The sequence below is a fragment of the Corynebacterium provencense genome (genome assembly GCA_900049755.1).
GTDB lineage: Bacteria > Actinomycetota > Actinomycetes > Mycobacteriales > Mycobacteriaceae > Corynebacterium > Corynebacterium neomassiliense.
On record LT160593.1, the window covers coordinates 1,439,819 to 1,458,823 of the forward strand.

Annotated in this window: 17 protein-coding genes and 1 pseudogene; 4 read left to right on the forward strand and 14 right to left on the reverse strand. The window is 66.9% G+C overall.

What is annotated here, in order from left to right:
- Positions 1 to 24: 24 nt before the first annotated feature.
- A complete protein-coding gene (locus tag BN3906_RS12905; protein ID WP_066589165.1) occupies positions 25 to 696 on the reverse strand; it encodes an MBL fold metallo-hydrolase in 672 nt (223 codons plus the stop codon).
- Positions 693 to 1,811: an S-(hydroxymethyl)mycothiol dehydrogenase gene (locus BN3906_RS12910; protein ID WP_066589166.1), complete on the reverse strand. Its 1,119-nt coding sequence runs from the start codon at positions 1,809 to 1,811 to the stop codon at positions 693 to 695. The genes BN3906_RS12905 and BN3906_RS12910 overlap by 4 nt, the downstream gene beginning before the upstream one ends.
- A gap of 169 nt (positions 1,812 to 1,980) precedes the next feature.
- On the opposite strand from BN3906_RS12910, the pseudogene BN3906_RS15270 reads away from it, so the two are divergent.
- Positions 1,981 to 2,232, forward strand: a pseudogene (locus BN3906_RS15270) (hypothetical protein); the annotation flags it as partial.
- 237 nt (positions 2,233 to 2,469) lie between these two features.
- On the opposite strand, the gene dnaG reads toward BN3906_RS15270, so the two are convergent.
- A complete protein-coding gene (gene dnaG / locus BN3906_RS12920) occupies positions 2,470 to 4,440 on the reverse strand; it encodes a DNA primase (RefSeq protein ID WP_174217115.1) in 1,971 nt (656 codons plus the stop codon).
- A 107-nt stretch (positions 4,441 to 4,547) separates the two neighbouring features.
- Here dnaG and BN3906_RS12925 point away from each other — a divergent pair, with 107 nt between their 5' ends.
- A complete protein-coding gene (locus BN3906_RS12925; protein ID WP_066590026.1) occupies positions 4,548 to 5,054 on the forward strand; it encodes a guanyl-specific ribonuclease in 507 nt (168 codons plus the stop codon).
- On the opposite strand, the gene BN3906_RS12930 is transcribed toward BN3906_RS12925, so the two are convergent.
- Positions 5,051 to 6,334 carry a deoxyguanosinetriphosphate triphosphohydrolase gene (locus tag BN3906_RS12930; protein ID WP_066589175.1) on the reverse strand — a complete coding sequence of 428 codons (1,284 nt, stop codon included), beginning with the start codon at positions 6,332 to 6,334 and terminating at the stop codon, positions 5,051 to 5,053. The two genes, BN3906_RS12925 and BN3906_RS12930, sit on opposite strands and share 4 nt — an antisense overlap.
- A gap of 16 nt (positions 6,335 to 6,350) precedes the next feature.
- Entirely contained in the window at positions 6,351 to 7,007 is a 657-nt protein-coding gene (locus tag BN3906_RS12935) for a YdcF family protein (protein WP_066589178.1), read from the reverse strand.
- 50 nt (positions 7,008 to 7,057) lie between these two features.
- Here BN3906_RS12935 and BN3906_RS12940 point away from each other — a divergent pair, with 50 nt between their 5' ends.
- Positions 7,058 to 9,124: a TPM domain-containing protein gene (locus BN3906_RS12940; protein WP_066589187.1), complete on the forward strand. Its 2,067-nt coding sequence runs from the start codon at positions 7,058 to 7,060 to the stop codon at positions 9,122 to 9,124.
- Between the two features lie 90 nt (positions 9,125 to 9,214).
- On the opposite strand, the gene BN3906_RS12945 is transcribed toward BN3906_RS12940, so the two are convergent.
- Both BN3906_RS12945 and BN3906_RS12950 read right to left on the reverse strand, forming a co-directional pair.
- On the reverse strand, positions 9,215 to 9,817 hold the full coding sequence (locus BN3906_RS12945; protein ID WP_066589190.1) for a hypothetical protein: 603 nt from the start codon (positions 9,815 to 9,817) through the stop codon (positions 9,215 to 9,217).
- A gap of 19 nt (positions 9,818 to 9,836) precedes the next feature.
- Positions 9,837 to 11,219: a glycine--tRNA ligase gene (locus tag BN3906_RS12950; RefSeq protein WP_066589194.1), complete on the reverse strand. Its 1,383-nt coding sequence runs from the start codon at positions 11,217 to 11,219 to the stop codon at positions 9,837 to 9,839.
- A 424-nt stretch (positions 11,220 to 11,643) separates the two neighbouring features.
- Between BN3906_RS12950 and BN3906_RS12955 the strand changes: the two genes are divergently transcribed.
- A complete protein-coding gene (locus BN3906_RS12955) occupies positions 11,644 to 12,084 on the forward strand; it encodes a Fur family transcriptional regulator (protein WP_066589204.1) in 441 nt (146 codons plus the stop codon).
- 13 nt (positions 12,085 to 12,097) lie between these two features.
- Here the strand turns inward: BN3906_RS12955 and BN3906_RS12960 are convergent, their stop codons facing one another.
- From BN3906_RS12960 to BN3906_RS12990, 7 genes are read right to left on the reverse strand one after another with little or no spacing between them, the layout of a single operon-like run.
- Positions 12,098 to 13,201: a VIT1/CCC1 transporter family protein gene (locus BN3906_RS12960; RefSeq protein WP_066589207.1), complete on the reverse strand. Its 1,104-nt coding sequence runs from the start codon at positions 13,199 to 13,201 to the stop codon at positions 12,098 to 12,100.
- On the reverse strand, positions 13,198 to 13,959 hold the full coding sequence (locus BN3906_RS12965; RefSeq protein WP_066589213.1) for an isoprenyl transferase: 762 nt from the start codon (positions 13,957 to 13,959) through the stop codon (positions 13,198 to 13,200). The genes BN3906_RS12960 and BN3906_RS12965 overlap by 4 nt, the downstream gene beginning before the upstream one ends.
- Positions 13,946 to 14,818, reverse strand: coding sequence for a DNA repair protein RecO (gene recO / locus BN3906_RS12970; protein ID WP_066589217.1), 873 nt, complete (start codon positions 14,816 to 14,818; stop codon positions 13,946 to 13,948). Before recO ends, BN3906_RS12965 begins: the two co-directional genes overlap by 14 nt.
- A 59-nt stretch (positions 14,819 to 14,877) precedes the next feature.
- Complete coding sequence (era, locus tag BN3906_RS12975) at positions 14,878 to 15,852, reverse strand: GTPase Era (protein ID WP_066589220.1); 975 nt, start codon at positions 15,850 to 15,852, stop codon at positions 14,878 to 14,880.
- Positions 15,836 to 17,248: a hemolysin family protein gene (locus BN3906_RS12980; RefSeq protein WP_078057449.1), complete on the reverse strand. Its 1,413-nt coding sequence runs from the start codon at positions 17,246 to 17,248 to the stop codon at positions 15,836 to 15,838. The genes era and BN3906_RS12980 overlap by 17 nt, the downstream gene beginning before the upstream one ends.
- Positions 17,245 to 17,883, reverse strand: a complete 639-nt coding sequence (gene ybeY, locus BN3906_RS12985) for an rRNA maturation RNase YbeY (protein ID WP_078057450.1) — start codon at positions 17,881 to 17,883, stop codon at positions 17,245 to 17,247. Before ybeY ends, BN3906_RS12980 begins: the two co-directional genes overlap by 4 nt.
- Complete coding sequence (locus BN3906_RS12990) at positions 17,880 to 18,971, reverse strand: PhoH family protein (protein ID WP_066589223.1); 1,092 nt, start codon at positions 18,969 to 18,971, stop codon at positions 17,880 to 17,882. The genes ybeY and BN3906_RS12990 overlap by 4 nt, the downstream gene beginning before the upstream one ends.
- Positions 18,972 to 19,005: the final 34 nt, after the last annotated feature.

The window sequence follows — 19,005 nt, forward strand, 5'->3', positions numbered from 1 at the left end:
TATACCGGACAAGCGGTGACCTGCTCAGTGCCCCCGCGCGATCCACTCGCCGAGGTGGGGTGCCTCAGAACCGATGGAGGTGGCGTCACCGTGTCCCGTGTACACCTCAGTGTCATCGGGCAGGGTCAGAAGTGAACCACGGATCGAATCGATGATCGTCCCGAAGTCACTGTAGGAACGCCCTGTCGCACCCGGCCCTCCCGCGAAGAGAGTGTCTCCACTGAAGAGCACCTTCGCCTCCGGCAGATAGAGACAGCACGACCCTGGCGAATGCCCGGGCGTGTTGACGACCCGCAGCGATGTCCCGGCGATGTCGAAGGTCTGCCCGTCACCGAGGTCGGCATGGGTGACACCCGGGTGGGTCTGGTCCCACAGCATCTGGTCACCGGGGTGCACGAAAACTCTGGTGTCGAAACGTTCGGCCAGTTCAGGGGCCACCGTGATGTGGTCGTTGTGGGCGTGGGTGCAGATCACCGCGCGGACGTTCCTGTCACCCACGGCATCAGCGATCGCGTCGGCGTCGTGGGCGGCGTCCACGATGATCACGTCGTCACCGTCACCGATGAGCCAGATGTTGTTGTCGACCTCCCACTGACCGCCGTCGAGCTCGAACACCCCGTGGGTGACCACCCGGTCGATCCGCAGCCCGGTGTCCGAAGATCCCGAGGAGCGGGTTGATTCTCCGCTGCCGCTCACAGTTCCACCACCGACCTGAGGACCTTGCCCGACTTCATCGTCGCGAACGCCTCCTCCACGGCGTCGATGCTGATGCGCTCGTCGATGAAGTCCGCCAGAGGGAACCGACCCTGCAGGTACAGGTCCGTGTAGAGCGGGAAGTCCCGCTCCGGCAGACAGTCGCCGTACCAGGCGGACTTCAGCGACCCTCCCCGCCCGAACACGTCGGGCAACGGAAGGTTGAGCTCCATCCCCGGCGTGGGGACACCGACGAGAACCACCCGTCCCGCGAGGTCCCGGATGTAGAAGGCCTGGCGGTAGGTCGCCGGCACGCCCACGGCGTCGACGACGACGTCGGTGCCGATGCCTCCGAGTATCTCGTGGACCGCCTTGACGACCGGCTGGTCCTCACCCGTGGCGTCCGGGGCCGGGGGCAGGGACGCCGAATTGATGACATGTGTGGCACCGAATTCCCGCGCCCGGGCGAGCTTCTCGTCGGAGACGTCGATGGCGATGATCGTGGTGGCCCCGGCCAGCTTCGCTCCCGCGACGGCGGCCATGCCCACGCCACCGCACCCGATGACCGCGACACTCTCGCCCCGCCTGATCTCACCGGTGTTGACGGCCGCACCGAGGCCGGCCATGATGCCGCACCCCAGCAGGCCCGCGGCGGCAGGGTCCGCCTCCGGGTTGACCTTGGTGCACTGACCCTCGTGTACCACGGTCTTCTCGATGAATGCGCCGATGCCCAGTGCCGCCTCCAGCTCTGTACCGTCGGCGAGCGTCATCGGCTCGCTCGCGTTGAATGTGGCGAAGCAGTACTGCGGCTGACCCTTCCGGCAGGCGCGGCATTCACCGCACACCGCCCGCCAGTTGAGGACGACGAAATCCCCCACCGCCACATGCGAGACCTCGGCCCCCACGGTCTCGACGATCCCCGAGGCCTCATGTCCCAGCAGATAAGGGAAATTGTCTCCGATGCCGCCGTCACGGTAGGCGAGGTCGGTGTGGCAGACCCCGCAGGCCTGGATCCTGACGATGACGTCATGGGGCCCGGGGTCCGGAACCACGACATCGACCAGTTCGACGGGGGCGTTCTTCTCGCGGGCGATGACGCCTTTGACGGTTGTGCTCACGGTGGTCGTTTCCTTTCACAGGGGTGTTCGCTGCTGCGACGGGCTCGAATTCACTGACAGTAAACCGCGGTTCCTGAAACTCCGCCACTCGAAGCGTCCGCCAGTTCCCCTCACCACCCTACCGACGTTCCCGCGACCGGCACCCCGACGCTGCGATAGGGTGGACGCCATGATCCAACTCGTCATCGGAGCAGCAGCCGGCTACGTCCTCGGCACCCGGGCAGGACGCCGACGGTTCGAGCAGATCCGCAACGGCTACGAAGCTGTGATCAACTCCCCGGTCACCCGGAAGGCTCTCCACGCCGGACGTAAGGCCCTGGCAGACAGGCTCGACCCGGAACCCCGGATGCGGGAGGTCAGGGACCTCAACGGGCGCACCTCCTCGACACTCGGCAACGGCGAGGTTCTGCTCGAGGACGATCTCACTGTCCACGACGAAGACCGGCCCGTCGGGTCGGGGAGACGGGCCATGACCGACTCCCACGGACGCCCCGTCGCCGACCAGGACGGTCACGGAAACCCCGCCGGCACCAGGTAGTCCCGCCGTAGTCCCGCCGTAGTCCCGCCGACGGCACTCCTGCCGGGGACGCCGCCACCCGGCCGTCACCGTGGTCCACGAAACGGGCCGCGAAACGGGCCACGAAACGGCCACGAGCCGTCAGTCAGACAGTTCCCCGTAGCTCTGCGCCTGCTCCTGCAGGGTCCTGCGGTACTTCTCCAGCGCCATCAGGTCGGCGAAGGTGGCGTTGTACTCCTTCTTCTCCGACCCTCCGAGGTCGGGCCGCATGCGCTGCATTCTCGACTTCAGCTCGGCGATCTCGTTGCCGACCCACCGTTCCTCCATCCTCGCGACAACCGCGGGGGCGTAGAACCTGAGCCTGTCCGGGGTACACCGGGGCTCCTCCACCGCGAGCTCGCTGATCACCGCGCGGCACATGGGGTCGCGGGTCGCCGCACTCACGGCGTCCAGCCACCCCGCATCGCCGGCCGTGGCGGACGCCACTCCCCCCGCGTCCCTCACCGCCCGGGCCACCGCCATGTACGTGGGATGCTCGAAACTCTCCACGAGCAGCCCGTCTGCGGCAGGACCCACCAGTCCCGGTTCCTGGAGCATGAGCTTGAGGGTCTCACGCACCGGACGCAGGTAGGCGTCACCGGGGTCCGGCCGCTGCAGCAGTGACACGGGGGCATCCGTGGCCTGTGACTGCGCGGCCGCAGCCCGACGGTTCGCCCTGGCCACCCCCTCCCTGAGTTCCGTTCCGGACACCCCCCTGCTGCCCGCCGTCCTCGCAGCCTCACGCACTTTCGCGACAACCTCCGAGGGATCCGGCCAGGACAGCCAGCCGGACGCCTGACGGGCGTACTCGTCCCGTAGCGCGTCATCCCGGATCCCCGCGAGCAGCGGAACGACCCGCCTCAGGGCGTCCACCCGCCCGTCGACATAGTGGGTGTCGTACCCGCGGATGATGGTGCGGATCACGAACTCGAACATCGGGATGCGGGACGCCACCATCTCGCGCACCGCGGCGTCCCCCCTCTCCATCCTCAGGTCGCAGGGATCCATCCCGTCCGGGGCCACGGCCACGTAACTGCGCCCGGTGAACTTCTGGTCACCGTCGAAGGCACGCATCGCGGCCTTCTGGCCCGCCTCATCCCCGTCGAAGGTGTAGATGATCTCCCCGCGGAAGAACTGGTCGTCGAGCATGAACCGCCGCAGCATCTGCAGGTGTTCCTCACCGAAGGCGGTGCCGCAGGCTGCGACGGCGGTGGTCACCCCGGCGGCGTGGAGGGCCATCACGTCCGTGTACCCCTCCACCACCACGGCCTGGTGGTCGGAGCTGATCGACTTCTTCGCCCGGTCGAGACCGAACAGGACCTTCGACTTCTTGTACAGCAGAGTCTCCGGGGTGTTCATGTACTTGCCGAGCTTGTCGTCCTCGAAGAGCTTGCGGGCCCCGAAACCGATGACATCCCCGGCAGAGTTGCGGATCGGCCACAGCAGACGACGGTGGAAACGGTCGATCGGACCCCTGTTGCCCATTCTGCTCAGTCCGGCGTCCTCCAGTTCCCTGAAACTGAAACCTCGCCGCAGCAGGTACCTGGTCAGCGTGTCCCACCCGTCAGGGGCGTAACCGCAGCCGAAGTCGGCGACAAGGTCATCACTGAAACCACGGTCACGCAGCAGCGCCCTTGCCTTCTCCGCGCCCGGGTCACGGTTGTCCGTGTCAGTGAACTGTGCACGGTAGAACTCCTGAGCGGCACGGTTGGCCGCGATGAGACGTTGGCGGGTCCCCGGCTCCACACGGTTCACCGGACCCCCGCCCTCGTAGTTGATCTGGTAGCCGATGCGCTCAGCGCACTGTTCCACCGCCTCGGGGAAGGTCACATGCTCCATCTTCATCAGGAAGCTGAAGACGTCACCGCCCTCACCTGTCGCGAAACAGTGGAAGTACCCCTTGTTCGGACGGACATGGAAGGACGGGGTCTTCTCGTCCTTGAACGGGCTCAGGCCTTTCAGCGAATCGACTCCGCCGGGAGTGAGCTGAACATATTCTCCGACGACGTCCTCGATCGGGGTCTGTTCCCTGATCGCGGCGATGTCGGTGTCCGGAATACGTCCTCGTGCCATGGCGACCATGGTATGCCACCCACGCCCGGCGCGAGGCCGGCCCGGCACCGCGGCGGATTCACACCGGTCGCACGGGTGTGGTTCACTTGTCCACCGTGGGAACCGGAATGTCAGGAAACACCAGGAAAACTCTCGGCACCGTCGCAGGAGTCGTCGTGGCGGCTGCCGCGGTGTTCCTCGGCGTGGACACCGTGGCCGGCGGAGACGGCAGCACCGACACGACCGGTGCAGCCGGAACCACGTCCGTCACAGCACGGGCAGCCGGGTCAGCCCCTGCCACTCCGCAGACGGGATCCGGTGGCGGCAGCTGTCCCGTGGACACCCTCCCGGAGCAGGCCGACGAGGTCATCGACGCGATCCTCGACGGAGGTCCCTTCGAGCACGGGGCCGACGACGGCAAGCACTTCGGAAACTACGAGGGCACACTCCCCCGGGAGGACGGGAACTTCTACCGCGAGTACACCGTGGACACCCCCGGGGTCGGCCACCGGGGTGCCCGACGGATCGTGGTCGGAGGGGGGACCGGCACCGACCCTGACGTCTGGTACTACACCGGGGACCACTACGGGACATTCTGTGCGATACCCGACGCCGAAGACGACGGTGCCGCCTAACCCCAGGCAGCGCTCTCCGCACTTGCCGCCCGGTCGATCCGCTCCAGCCGCGATTCTGTCAGAGACGCCACCTGGTCGATGATGACCCTCAGTTTTCCGGCCGTCCCCTCCGCCTCGAGCCACCAGTTGCGGAAGAGCAGGTCGAGGGAACCCGGGGCACCTGCTGCCAGATACGAGGTCACCCGGTAGATCCGGTCCCGCTGCCGGTCCTGGTTGGCAAGATGCCGTCTCTCGTCCATCACGTAGAGGACCGCGACCGACTTCAGCAGCGTGACCTCGGCGACCACCTGCGGGGGAAGGACCAGGTCAGCCGAGTACCTGCCCAGCCCCGCCGGACCTGGGTAGGCAGCACGGGTCGCGGTGACTGCGGCGGTGACGTACCGGCTCACCAGTTCACTTGTCAGTGCCTTGAGAGCCACCAGGTCCGGCAGTCCCCCGTGGAAGTCAGCCGCCCGGGAGACTAGGTCCATTCCCCGTAACCGGTCGGCGGCCTCGAGCAGTTCGGCCGGATCCCCTCCGAACGCTGCGGCCCCCTTGTCCGCGATATTCGCCAGTTCGACAAGGTCCCACAGGACCCCGAGACTGATGCGTCCCGACAGAATCCCGTCCTCGACATCGTGGACGGAGTATGCGACGTCGTCGGCCCAGTCCATCACCTGGGCCTCCATGGAACGGCGTCCTTCCGGGGCACCGTCGCGCACCCAGTCGAAGACGTCGGCGTCCTCGGCATAGCAGGAGTACTTGCGTCTGTGCCTCCCGTCCGCGTCAACCGGACCCCACGGGTACTTCGCCGCCGCGTCCAGGCTCGCCCGGGTCAGGTTGAGCCCCCGGCTCCTCCCTCCGGCGTCGAGGACCTTCGGCTCAAGGCGGACCAGTATCCGCAGGGTCTGGGCGTTGCCCTCGAAGCCCCCGCAGCCGGCCGCGAGAGTGTTCAGCGCGGCCTCCCCGTTGTGTCCGTACGGGGGGTGGCCGATGTCGTGGGTCAGTCCCGCCAGCTCACACAGGTCAGGGTCGAGCCCGAGGGCCGTACCGATTCCCCGGGAGATCTGACCGACCTCCAGGGAGTGGGTCAGTCTGGTACGCGGCGTGTCGCCCTCGCCCGGGCCGACGACCTGTGTCTTGTCGGCGAGGCGGCGCAGTGCCGCGCTGTGCAGTACCCGTGCCCGGTCCCGGTCGAAGTCCTCCCGGCCGTCCGGCAGCGCCCCCGCCACACCGAGGTGCTTCGGCGGGGTCGGCAGGAACCGTTCCAGGTCATGGGCGGTGTAGGCGTAACGCTCCATCGGTGCAGGCCCCGTCTCAGTCGTTCACCGTGTAGTCGCCACCGCTGTTCCTGGTGACCCGGTAGTACAGCAGACCACCTGTCTCGTGGAGGATGCTGTCGAGCTGGGCCTCCCTGCCTGAGACAGCCGGTCCGGTGCGCGTCGGCGAGGCATGGGCAGACACTCCCTGGTCACGGACCATTTCTGTGGCTCTCAGGGAATGCGCCGGGTCGGTGACGACCACGGTACTTCCCCATCCCTGCGATTCGGCGGTGTCAGCGAAGGCGACCGCCGACTCCAGAGTGTCGCTGCCTTCGCCTACCGCGGAGATGTCGGACGCCGGGACGCCCCGGCCTTCCAGATAGGACGCCCCCGCCTGCGCCTCCGTGTACGCGTCACCGGCGAGCTTCCCGCCGACCGTGACGATCCTCGGGGCCACGCCGGAGGCGTAGAGGTCCGCCGCATGGTCCAGGCGGGCAGCGAACCACTTTGACGGGGTGCCGTTGTACTGCGCCGCACCGAGCACGAGAATCGTGTCCGCCCGCCCCTGGTCGTCCTGCCTCGCGTACGCCCACACGTGACCGGCGGTGACCACGGCAATGAGCAGCGCCACCACCACGGTGCCGGTGATCATGTACAGCAGGCCGCGGATGCCGGCCCCCAGCATGCTTCCCAGGGTTCTCAGGACAGTCATGGAGACAACTCTACGCACCGCCTCCCGCGAATCCGGTTATTGTTGTACCTATGCGCGCTGTGAATTCCGCCCCTGTCTCCCCGTCCGGTAACCGACGTTCACGACGCTTCGTGGCGTCCCTCGCGATCGCCGGTCTGACCGGGCTGGGGGCGGCGGGCCTCGGCACTGCCGTGGCCACGCCCGCATTCGCGGAGACCACGGTGCTCGCCCAGACGGCGACTGATACCGAGATCACCCTGAACTCCCAGGTCATCGACGATGCCGGTGTGCTCTCGGACTCGGACAGGTCTGAGATTTCCGACCTGCTCGCCAAGGGTCCGGCCGAAACCGGGGTCAAGGCGTACCTCGTGTACGTGGACAACGCCCCGGAGACCACAGGTCCGCTGGCAGATCAACTCCTGTCCCAGTCGGGCATCGACAACGGCCTTGTCATTGTCATCGACACCGGTGCCGAAAAGTACTCGGTCCGCCCCGGTACCCGGGTACCGAATTCCGTCACCGAAGACGTGAAGAAGGCTGCCGACAAGAACCTCAACTCGGGATTTGCAGAAGGAGGGAAAGCAATAGCCAAGGTCGTCGCCGGGGAAAACAGCGGAGGGTCGGCGACCCCGTGGCTGCTCGGTGGTGTGGGCGTCCTCGCTGTCGGTGGTGGTGGAGCCGTCGTCTGGTCCAAACGCAAGAAGCGCAGGGACGAGGAGGCCCAGATCGAGGCCACCCGTTCCATCACCCCGGGCGAGACGTCAGACCTCGCGCAGCAGCCCACCCATGCACTGCGCACCGTCGCCGCCGAGAAGCTCCAGTCAACCGACGAGTCCATCCGCAAAGGTGCCCAGGAGCTGGAGACCGCCGAATCGGAGTTCGGCTCTGAAAGGACGAGGGAACTGCGTAAGGCACTCGAATCCTCCCAGCGCACCCTGTCCCAGGCCTACAGTGACCACCAGCGCCTGGCCAACGGTCTGGTGCGCGACGAGGCGGAGGAGAGGGACCTCCTCATCAGCATCATCGCCTCCTGCGGCACGGCCGTGGAGAAGCTGAACGCCCAGGCAGACCGCTTCGCCACCCTGCGGGAAAAGCTCATCAACGCCCCGGAGATCGTCGACAAGCTCTTCCAGGAGACCGTCGACCTTCGCACCCGGATCCCCGAAGCCCGGGCCACACTGGAATCGCTGAAGACCCGGGTCGACCCGGCACTCCTCTCCTCGGTCCTCGACAACCCGGACATCGCCGAAGTCGAGATCTCCCACGCCGAGCAGGCCATCAGCCACGCCAGGGAACTGCTGAAGCTCCCGGCAGGCCAGCAGGGCGAGCTGGTGGACGCCGCACGCGCCGCCAGGCTCGCACTGAATCAGGCGTCCAGCCAGCTGGACGGAGTCGCCCACGCGGAGATCCAGCTCCGTGAGGCCCGTGCCAACCTGCAGTCCCTCATCGACGAGGTCGACGGAGAGATCACCGAAGCCACCGACCACGCCGCCAGCAACGCCGACCTCGACCGGACTGCCCTGGCGGCGGCCGTGGAGAAAGCGAGGAACGCACTGGCAGAGGCCCGTGCCAACGGCTCCCGGGACCCACTGGGCACCTACTCCGCCCTTCTCGAGGCTGACGGGGAACTCGACATCCAGATCGACGAAGCCCGTGGCGCCCGCAACACCTATGAGCGCACCATCGCCATGGTCGACCGGACCATCGCCGACGCCACCGCCAGGCTGCAGAGCGTCGAGGACACCATCCACACCCGGGGTGCGATGGTCGGGGTCACCGCACGCTCCCTGGCACAGTCGGCGGGGCAGGCACTCTCCGATGCCCGTCGCCTGCGGGACACCAGACCGAAAGACGCCTTCGCCGCAGCCCGGCAGGCCAACTCCGTGGCCACCCAGGCCGCCGAGTACGCCCAGAAGGACATCGACGACTACAACCGCCGGCACGACAACTACGGCGGTGGTGGCAACGGAATGGGCAACCTCGTCACCGGCATGGTTCTCGGCTCACTCTTCAGTGGCCACGGCGGGTTCGGCGGCGGCTTCGGAGGAGGCGGTGACTTCGGCGGAGGTGGCGGCGGAGACTTCGGCGGAGGTGGCGGCGGAGACTTCGGCGGAGGTGGCGGAGACTTCGGCTTCTGACGCCCTTCGCACTGCTGGCCGGCACAGGGCGTGTCACGGAGCCGCCCCCTGCCCCCGCGCCACCTCCCGCCACAACTGACAGGGCGCCGGTCAGATGACGTTCAGCAGGTAAAGCAGGATCAGCGGAATCAGGATCACCAGGAAGAGCGTCATCGCCCACGTCGACGAGATCATCCGCGACTCGATCGCATGCCTGGCCACCCAGGAAATGAACACCTGGGCGTCCAGAGGAAGCGACTGTCCGGCCCCCTCGAACTCGACATGCAGTTTCTTCAGTGCACCCGATTCAGCAGAGAACTGACCTACCTTCGGCGCCTTCTGCAGATCGAGTTCCTCCTGCCCCGGCCCACCCCTGCCCGAGGCGTCGAGGATGACATACTCCTTGCGGGACTCCCGGTGGATGACCACCTGATGGCGGTCCACCGTGCACAGCACATTCGTCGACCGGCCGAAAGACTCCCCGTCACCGGTGGCCGTGAACACCTGTGACCCGGTGTCCGGCGACGTTGTCGCGCGCATCACCGGCCCCTTGCCCGCCTCCAGCTGCCAGGTGTCACCGGCGAACCGCAGGGTGGCGGTGTCGCGCTCGACAGAGAACTCCCCCACCCTCTCCATGTCCGCGACTGGACCGGCGTAGATGGGGAAGGTGTGCCCGTCCGAAGGCGGGGCCCAGCGGATGTCCGGATTCGGCATGTCGGCGTCCTGACTTCCTCTAGCAGCCGGCCAGCTCGGCAGCGAGGTAGCTCTGCAGCTTGTCCAGGCTGACACGCTCCTGGACCATGGTGTCCCTCTCCCGCACCGTCACGGCGTTGTCCTCGAGAGTGTCGAAGTCGACGGTGACACAGAACGGGGTGCCGATCTCGTCCTGGCGACGGTAACGACGACCGATCGCTCCGGATGTGTCGTAGTCGACGTTCCACAGGGACCGGAGGTCGTCGGCGATCTTCTCCGCCGTCGGCGTCAGCGTCTCCTTCTTCGACAGCGGCAGCACAGCGACCTTCACCGGGGCGAGGCGTCGGTCCAGACGCAGCACCACCCGCTTGTCCACGCCACCCTTGGTGTTCGGGGCCTCATCCTCGGAGTAGGCGTCCACGAGGAAGGCCATCATCGCGCGGCCGAGGCCCGCGGCCGGCTCGATGACATACGGGATCCACCGCTCACCGGTGGCCTGGTCGAAGTAGGACAGGTCCTCCCCCGAGTGCTCCATGTGGGTCTTCAGGTCGTAGTCGGTGCGGTTGGCGATACCCTCCAGCTCACCCCACTTCGATCCCTGGAAACCGAACGCGTACTCGACGTCGACCGTGCGCTTGGAGTAGTGGGAGAGCTTCTCCCGGGGGTGCTCGAACAGGCGCAGGTTGTCCGGGTCGATACCGAGGTCGACGTACCAGTTGTACCGGTCGTCGATCCACTTCTGGTGCCACTCCTCATCCTCACCCGGCTTGACGAAGAACTCCATCTCCATCTGCTCGAACTCGCGGGTGCGGAAGATGAAGTTGCCCGGGGTGATCTCGTTACGGAAGGACTTTCCCGTGTTGGCGATACCGAAAGGCGGCTTCTGGCGGGAGGCTCCCAGCACATTCTTGAAGTTGATGAAGATGCCCTGTGCGGTCTCCGGGCGCAGGTAGTGCAGACCCTCCTTGTCGTCCACCGGGCCGAGGTAGGTCTTCAGCAGACCGGAGAACGCACGGGGTTCGGTCCACTTCCCCGGCTGACCGGTCTCAGGGTCGTTGATGTCAGACAGACCGTTGGGCGCCGGATGGCCGTGCTTCTCCTCGTATGCTTCAAGAAGATGGTCCGCACGGTACCTCTTGTGGGTGTACAGCGACTCGACCAGCGGGTCAGTGAAGACCTCCACGTGGCCGGACGCCTCCCACACCTGGCGGGGCTGGATGACGGAGGTGTCGACACCCACTACATCCCGCCGGGACGTCACCATGTGGCGCCACCACTGGCGCTTGATGTTCTCCTTCAGCTCCACGCCGAGGGGACCGTAGTCCCAGGCGGAGCGGGTACCGCCGTAGATCTCGCCGGCCGGGAAGACCAGGCCCCTGCGCTTACAGAGGTTGACGACGGTATCGATGCTGCTGGCAGCCATGTGCTTCGGCACGCTCCTCGTGAGGCTCACTCGTGGACAATCAGACTCATCCTACCGGGGTTCTCCCCCGTGGCCATTTACCGGGGTGGTGACCCACCGTCCTGCCCGGGTTCGTCCTCCTGCCCCGCAGGACACAGGCAGGACAGAGCCAGGACAGAGGCAGGACAGAGCCGGGGAAAAGGCAGAACAGGACCGGGACGCGACCGACACAGCAGCACCCGGGCATTAAAAAAGGGCCCGCGAAGTTGGGGGGGATTATCGCGGGCCCCGGCCACGCTGTCCTCGAAAGGATGGGGCCTTGTTCCCCGTTAACTGGCGGGGCGTTGGGGGGGGGTTAACACCCGCACCAGGGGAACTGTCCCCAATTTACGGCGACCTCGGGTTGCTGTCAAATCCCGGATCACCGGGTTAGGCTGGGGTCATCATGAACACTGCAAGGGACCATTCAGACGACCGACCGCGCATCGGTCAACGCACCACGAGGCAGCGCACCGCGGTCGTCGGCGCCCTCGACGGACTGACAAGCTTCACCAGCGCCCAGGACATCCACGCCGCCCTCACCGCCAGCGGACAGAAGGTCGGACTGACCACCGTGTATCGCACCCTGCAGCAGCTCACCGCCGCCGGGATGGTCGACACACTCCAGGACGATTCCGGGGAGATGCTCTACCGCAGCTGTTCCACCGACCACCATCACCACCATCTCGTCTGCACCAACTGCCGGAAGACCGTGGAGATCGACGGCGGCCCGGTGGAGGCGTGGGCGGCGCGGGTGGCAGCAGACCACGGCTTCACCCTCGCCGGGCACACCGCCGACGTCTTCGGACTGTGCCCCGACTGTGCCGCCCGTCGCCGGGCATCCTGAACCGACCTGCGGCTCAGCCCGTCGCCACGTCGAAGACCGTCCCCAGCCCGAACGTGACGAGGGCCGCCCCCAGACCGATCCCGAGCTGCCGGAGAGCCCGCCACAGCGGCGGCTTTCCTGACAACAGTCCCACCAGCGCACCGGTGCACAGCAGGGCCACCCCGACAAGCGCCGCCGCAGTCACCATCGCCGGAAGACCGGACATGCCGAAGATCAGCGGAATCACCGGTATCAGCGAACCCGTACCGAAGCACAGAAAACTCGACACCGCCGCAGACAGACCCGACCCGCCCTGGTCCTGCTCGAGTCTCACCTCCTCCACCTCCGACTCGTCCACCGTGTCCAGCGCGTCGAGGTCGTTCATCCGCTCAAAGACCAGGTGAGCTTTCTGCTTCGCCTCCTCAGGACCCATCCCCCGGGCGCGGTAGACCAGCTCGAGTTCATTGCGCTCCACGTCCAGCTTCGGGACCGCCTCCTTCGTGCCCGGATCCGGGATCGAGGCGTCCAGAAGCTCCTTCTGCGAGGTCACGGAGACGTACTCCCCCGCCGCCATGGACAGGGCCCCGGACAGCAGACCGGCGATGCCTGCCGCGAGAACCGTCGACTGCCCCGCCCCCGCTCCGTACATGCCGAGTACCAGGGCGAAGTTCGATACCAGCCCGTCATTCGCGCCGAAGATCGCCGCCCGGAAGTCCCCTGACATCCGCGCCCTGCCGCGGGTCGCCAGTCCCCTGACGATCTCCGCGTGGATCTTCTCATCGGCAGCCATCTTCGCCAGGTCATCGCTGCGCTCGGCGTCGGTGAGGTAGTTGTTGCGGTCCTCTGCCGACTGCATCAGCGCCAGGACGAACACCGAACCGAACCGGCGGGCCAGCCAGGCGTTCATCCGGGTCCGCAGACTCGCCTTCTGCGGAAGCCCGACCTCATCACCGAGACGGTCCCTCCAGTACTGCTCGTGGCGGGCCTCCGCCTCGGCGATACCGAGCAGTATCTCCCGCTCCTCGCCCGTCCGGTTACGTGCCAGTTCACGGTAGACCACACCCTCGGCCCGCTCATCGGCGAGGTAGCGTCGCCACCTCTTCAGGTCTTTTCTGGTGGGCTGGTCCTCCCCGGTCATTTCACACCACCGAACCTTCTGTCACGGCGGGCGTACTCGAGCACCGCCTCCCGCAGGTCATCCCTCGTGTAGTCGGGGAAGAGCACGTCCTGGTACACCATCTCGGCGTAGGCGGACTGCCACAGCAGGAAGTTCGAGATCCGCTGCTCACCCGAGGGACGGAGAAAGAGGTCCACGTCCGGCATCTCCGGCTCGTCGAGGTAGGTGGCGAACCGCTTTTCGGTGACCTCCCGGGGATCCAGCTTCCCCGCGGCGATGTCGGCGGCCACAGCCTTCACGGCATCGGTGATTTCGGCGCGACCGCCGTAGTTGACGCACATGACAAGGGTCAGCCGGGAGTTGTCCCGCGTCTGTTCCTCCGCCTTCTCCAGTTCGGAGATCACCGACCGCCACAGCCGGGGCCGACGCCCCGCCCACCGCACCCGGACGCCTTTGGCGTCCAGCTCGTCCCGGCGGCGACGCAGAACGTCCCGGTTGAAGCCCATGAGGAACCGGACCTCCTCTGCGCTCCGGCGCCAGTTCTCGGTGGAGAAGGCGTAGGCGGAGAGCCACTCCACCCCGAGTTCCAGGCACTCGTCCACAAGGTCCATCAGGACGGCCTCGCCCCTGCGGTGTCCTTCGGTGCGGGGCAGTCCGCGACCGGTGGCCCACCTGCCGTTCCCGTCCATCACCAGGGCGATGTGGCGGGGAACGAACTCTGCGGGGATCTCGGGGCGGGAAGGCGATGAAGTCACGGCATAGAGCCTACAGGGCGGCATAGCCCCGGCAGCCGTTCTCCGTCTGGTACCTGGTGTGTGCCAGCAGAAGAGAGTGCGCCTCCCGCAGGATCCCGCCTCCGTCGGGGGACGCCGCGATCTCCGCCACCGCGGACTCCCTGCCGTGGCTGAGCAGCCACAGCACCCGGACAGCGGCAGGGTCCGGCTCCACCGCACCCGGAGGGCGGCATCTGACACACACCGCCCCTCCGGCACCGGGATGGAATGCCCGGTGAGGGCCGGGCGCACCACACTGGGCGCAGTCCACCAGTGACGGTGCCCACCCTGTGGCGGTGAGTACCTCGAGTACGAGCCGGTCCGCCTGTGTCACGGCAGGCAGCAGCGTGGTCAGGGTTCCGGAGCCTGAGACGGTCTGAGGAAGCGTCCCCGTGGCGTCAGGGGCAGTGGACCTCCCTGTGCCCGGTCCTGTGCCCGGCTTCGTGGATGCCGCGAGGTCGCCCAGTGCCGCATCCAGTAGCTCGAGCACCGTTTCGGCGTCACTGTCGTCACCGCGCACGACCAGTTCCGTGATCTCCAGCATCGCCACCCCCGCGTAGAACTTGTCGACATCCGCGACAATGGCGGGCGCGTAGGTGCGCACCGCGGCCGCATCCGACAGGACCGCAAGTCCCCCGTCGGGCTTCGACCGGTTGCGCCCCGGATAGATGAGGACGTCCACGAGGCAGAAACGGTCAAGCCTCGCGCCGAAGCGGGACCTGGTGCGCCGCACCCCCTTGGCCACCCCCCGGACGATGCCGTGGTGGCGGGTCAGCAGCACGATGATCTGGTCAGCTTCCCCCAGGTCGTAGGTACGCACCACGAAAGCCTCGTCCCGGTAACTGGGACGGGAGGTTTTCGGCATGCCCTGAGTCTAGCGCCCGGGCCCGCATCGGCACCGTCCGCCCGCCTACGGTCCCGGCGTCAGAAACCCAGCCGTCCGAGCAGTTTCGGATCGGACTGCCAGTTCTTGGCGACCTTCATCCTCAGGTCCAGGTAGACGTTCTGTCCGACCAATCCGATGATCGACTGCCGGGCGTTGTGGATGATCCTCCCCCACCGCCGGTTGTCTTTCCCGCGGAGAATCCTCTTCTGGCCTTCCCGTTCCAGGAAGATCACCGCGTGCACCTCGAGCACTCCCTCCCTGTCCTCGGACGGGAAGACCTCGTCGATCTGCACGGCCACCGAATGTGGAAGCTCGTCGTGCAGTCCCGACAGTGCCGCCTCGCGGATCAGCTCGGACATCCGGGTCTCACGGTCGTCGTCGGTGACATGGTCGTCCGGGTAGAACTTCGGCCCCTCGGGCAGCAGACCTGTGATGACGTCCAGCAGGACATCGAGCTGCACCTGCTCCTTCGCCGATACAGGCACGACCTCGGCGTCGACCCCGTCACCGGAGAGGAGCTCGTGCAGAGCGACCAGCTGGGCCCCGACCTCGTCCCTGGACGCCTTGTCCAGTTTCGTGACGATGCCGACGACCGGTGTACGGGGGGCGGACGCCCTCACCGCGTCAAGGATCCACCGGTCACCCGGTCCGATCTTCTCGTCGGCGGGGATGCACAGTCCGATGACGTCCACATCGGCGTAGGTCTCCTTGACGACCTCGTTGAGCCTTTCGCCCAGCAGGGTGCGCGGCCGGTGGAGACCCGGCGTGTCGACGACGATGACCTGCGCGTCCGGACGGTGCACGATTCCCCGGATCGGGTGCCGGGTCGTCTCGGGTTGATCGGCGGTGATCGCGATCTTCTCGCCGACCAGCGCATTCGTCAGGGTGGACTTGCCGGTGTTCGGCCGTCCCACGAAGCTGACGAAACCGCTCCGGAAGCCCTCCGGGGCGGAGAAGTCCACCGGCGCGGCGGCGTCCTCCGGGAGGGAGGGGAAGTCAGGACTGTCGGTCATCGGGTTCTCCGGTCGTGTGATGGTTGTCGGTGCCGTCTGACAGGGTGTCAGGCCCGGCGGTGTCGGGTACCTCGCTGCGGACCGGGCCCGTCACAGGGCCGGTGGCGGGGCCGGTGACGACGACGGAACGGACCTTCACCCGTCCACGTCTGTCCCTGCCACCTTCGCATGTCAGGTGGAGTCCCGCCACATCCACCTCGGCTCCGGGCAGCGGGACCCGGTCAAGTTCGAAGGCGACGAGACCTGCGACGGTCTCCACGTCCTCGTACTCGTCGTCGTCGAACTCCACGCCGGCGTCCTCGTAGAGTTCGCGGAGGTCGTCCAGGCTGAGCCACGGCACGACCCGGTAGCTTCCCGGTCCGAGCTCCTCGATGTCGGCGACAGCGGAACCGTCGTACTCGTCGCTGATCTCACCGACGATCTCCTCGAGGATGTCCTCGATACTCACCAGTCCCGAGGTACCGCCGTACTCGTCGACGAGGACGGCGATGTGGATCTGGTCTCTCTGCATGTCCTCCAGCAGATCGTCGAGCATCCGGGAGTCCGGGACGAAGAACGGTTCACGCATCACCTCGGAGACGAGCACCAGTCTCGCCTCCTGGCCGGCATCGTAGGTCCGGGTGACGAGATCCTTCAGGTACACCACACCGACAATGTCGTCGACACTCTCCCCGACGACGGGGATACGTGACAGCCCTGAACGGATGCAGAGCCGGGTGGCCTGGACCGCTGTCTTGTCCTGCTCGATCCACACCATCTCAGGGCGGGGCACCATCACGGTCCGGGCGGTCGTCGCGCCAAGGTCGAAGACGGACTGGATCATCTTGCGCTCGTCCCGTTCCACGACTCCGCGCTCCGAGGCGATGTCCACGGCCTCCCGCAGTTCAATCTCGGAGGCGAAGGGACCCGCCTTCAGCGCGCCGCCGCCGGTGAACAGACCGCCGACACGGATGAGCAGGCGGGAGAACGGGGTCAGGACCTTCGCCGCGACGAGCACCGCAGGTGCCGCCCGCAGCGACAGGGAGTAAGGATTGCGGCGTCCTGCAGTACGGGAAATCACGCCGACGATGACGTAGATCAGCAGGGTCGAGACGACCACGGCGACGACGATGGCCCACCCGGTGGGTTCGACGAGTGTTTCGGCGACGATGGTGACCAGCACTGCGGCGGAGGCCTCCAGCACGGTCCGTACGAGCACCAGGAGGTTGATGATGTCCGGCCTGCGGTCCATCACCCGCTGCAGTCGCGGGGCGCCGGGACGGTCGGCCTTGACGAGAGCCTCCACCCTGGCGACGGACAGCTGGGAGAGCGCCGTCTCCACCGAGGAGACGATCCCGGCGACAGGTACCACGACGACGGCGAGGGCGAGTAACCCGACAAGGGTGAGCCCGGTCATGATTCAGAAGCGCCGGGTGAGCCGGTGCCGGGTGAGTCGGTGCCACTGTCCGGATGCCCCGGGTCCCGGGACTCCCCAGGATCCCCGGCGTCCCCGGTGTCGTCACGGTCCGCCGCGGAGGGGAAGGCCCCCGCCCCGGTCGGCTTGGGTGCGAAGTGGACGCCACGTTCGACCTGCGAGTCGTACCAGTTGGCGAGGATCTCGTTCTGCAGGGCGAACATCCGCTGCTCATCCTCGGGCACGACATGATCGAAACCGAGAAGGTGCAGGACCCCGTGGACGGTGAGCAGGTCAAGTTCATGCGCCAGCGGATGGCCCGCCCGGTCAGCCTGGCCACGGGCGAACTCGGGGCACAGCATGATGTCCCCGAGGACGCCCGGACCCGGTGGAGGGCCGTCCTTGCGACCCCATCCCGGCGTCAGTTCGTCCATGGGGAAGCTCATCACGTCGGTCGGCCCCGGAAGATCGAGCCAGCGCAGGTGAAGGTCGGCGATGGTGTCCGGGTCGACGATGTGGATCGCCAGCTCCGCGGAGGAGTGCACGTCCAGGCTCCACAGGGCGAAGCGGGCGACGTCGATGAGCTCCTCCTCGTTGACCTCGCCGACCCCGGACTCGTTGTAGACCTCGATACTCATCGTCTCTTCCTTTCCGCCCGGATCTCCTCGCGGTCCTGCCGGGCAAGCTCTGCGGCCGCACCGGCCTCCGCCTCGAACCGGTCATAGGCCTCGATGATCCGACCCACCAGGTGGTGGCGGACCACATCGGAACTGTCGAACTCGGTGACCGCCACCCCGTCCACCCCCTCCAGGACCTGACGTGCCACAGTCAGACCACTGGTCTGGTGGGTGGGCAGGTCAACCTGGGTGAGGTCACCGGTGACGACCATCTTCGTGCCGAACCCCAGCCGGGTGAGGAACATCTTCATCTGCGCCGGTGTCGTGTTCTGCGCCTCGTCAAGGATGACGAAGGCGTCATTCAACGTGCGCCCACGCATGTACGCCAACGGTGCGATCTCGATCACACCGGACTCTATGAGTTTCGGTACCGCCTCCGGGTCGAGCATGTCCCCCAGCGCATCGTAGAGGGGGCGGAGGTACGGGTCGATCTTCTCGCCGAGAGTGCCGGGGAGGAAACCGAGCTTCTCCCCCGCCTCGACAGCCGGTCGGGTGAGGATGATCCTGGTGACCTCGTGCTTCTGCAGCGCCTGGACAGCCTTGGCGACAGCCAGGTAGGTCTTCCCGGTGCCTGCGGGACCGACACCGACCACCACGGTGGAGGTGTCGACGGCGTCGACGTACTCACGCTGTCCGCGGGACTTCGGTCTGACTGCCCGGCCCCGTCTGGTGACGATGGCGTCACCGGCGATATCCGCCATACCGGTGACCGTGCCCGGTCCGTGGCCCGACGTCACGCCCTCGCCGGCGGCACCGGCGGCGTACGGCGGGTCCGCGTCGACGAGGTCGACCGCCCTCCTGGTCAGGTCAGGTGTGATCACGTGACCACGTGAGGCCATGGACTCGAGTTCCCGCAGGACGCGGCGTGCACGGGAGACCTGGGCGGCCTCCCCCCGGACCGTGACACTGTTGCCACGGCTCAGCAGGTCCGCGGCGACATGGTCCTCGATGATGCGCAGGTTCTCGTCTGCGGTCCCTGCCACCGTCTGTGCCGTGTCCGGGTCGAGCTCGACCGTGGTGGAGGCGATACGCCTCGTTGGTTGCTTCACATTTCTCCTGTGTGACTGTTCTCGCCGGTGAAGT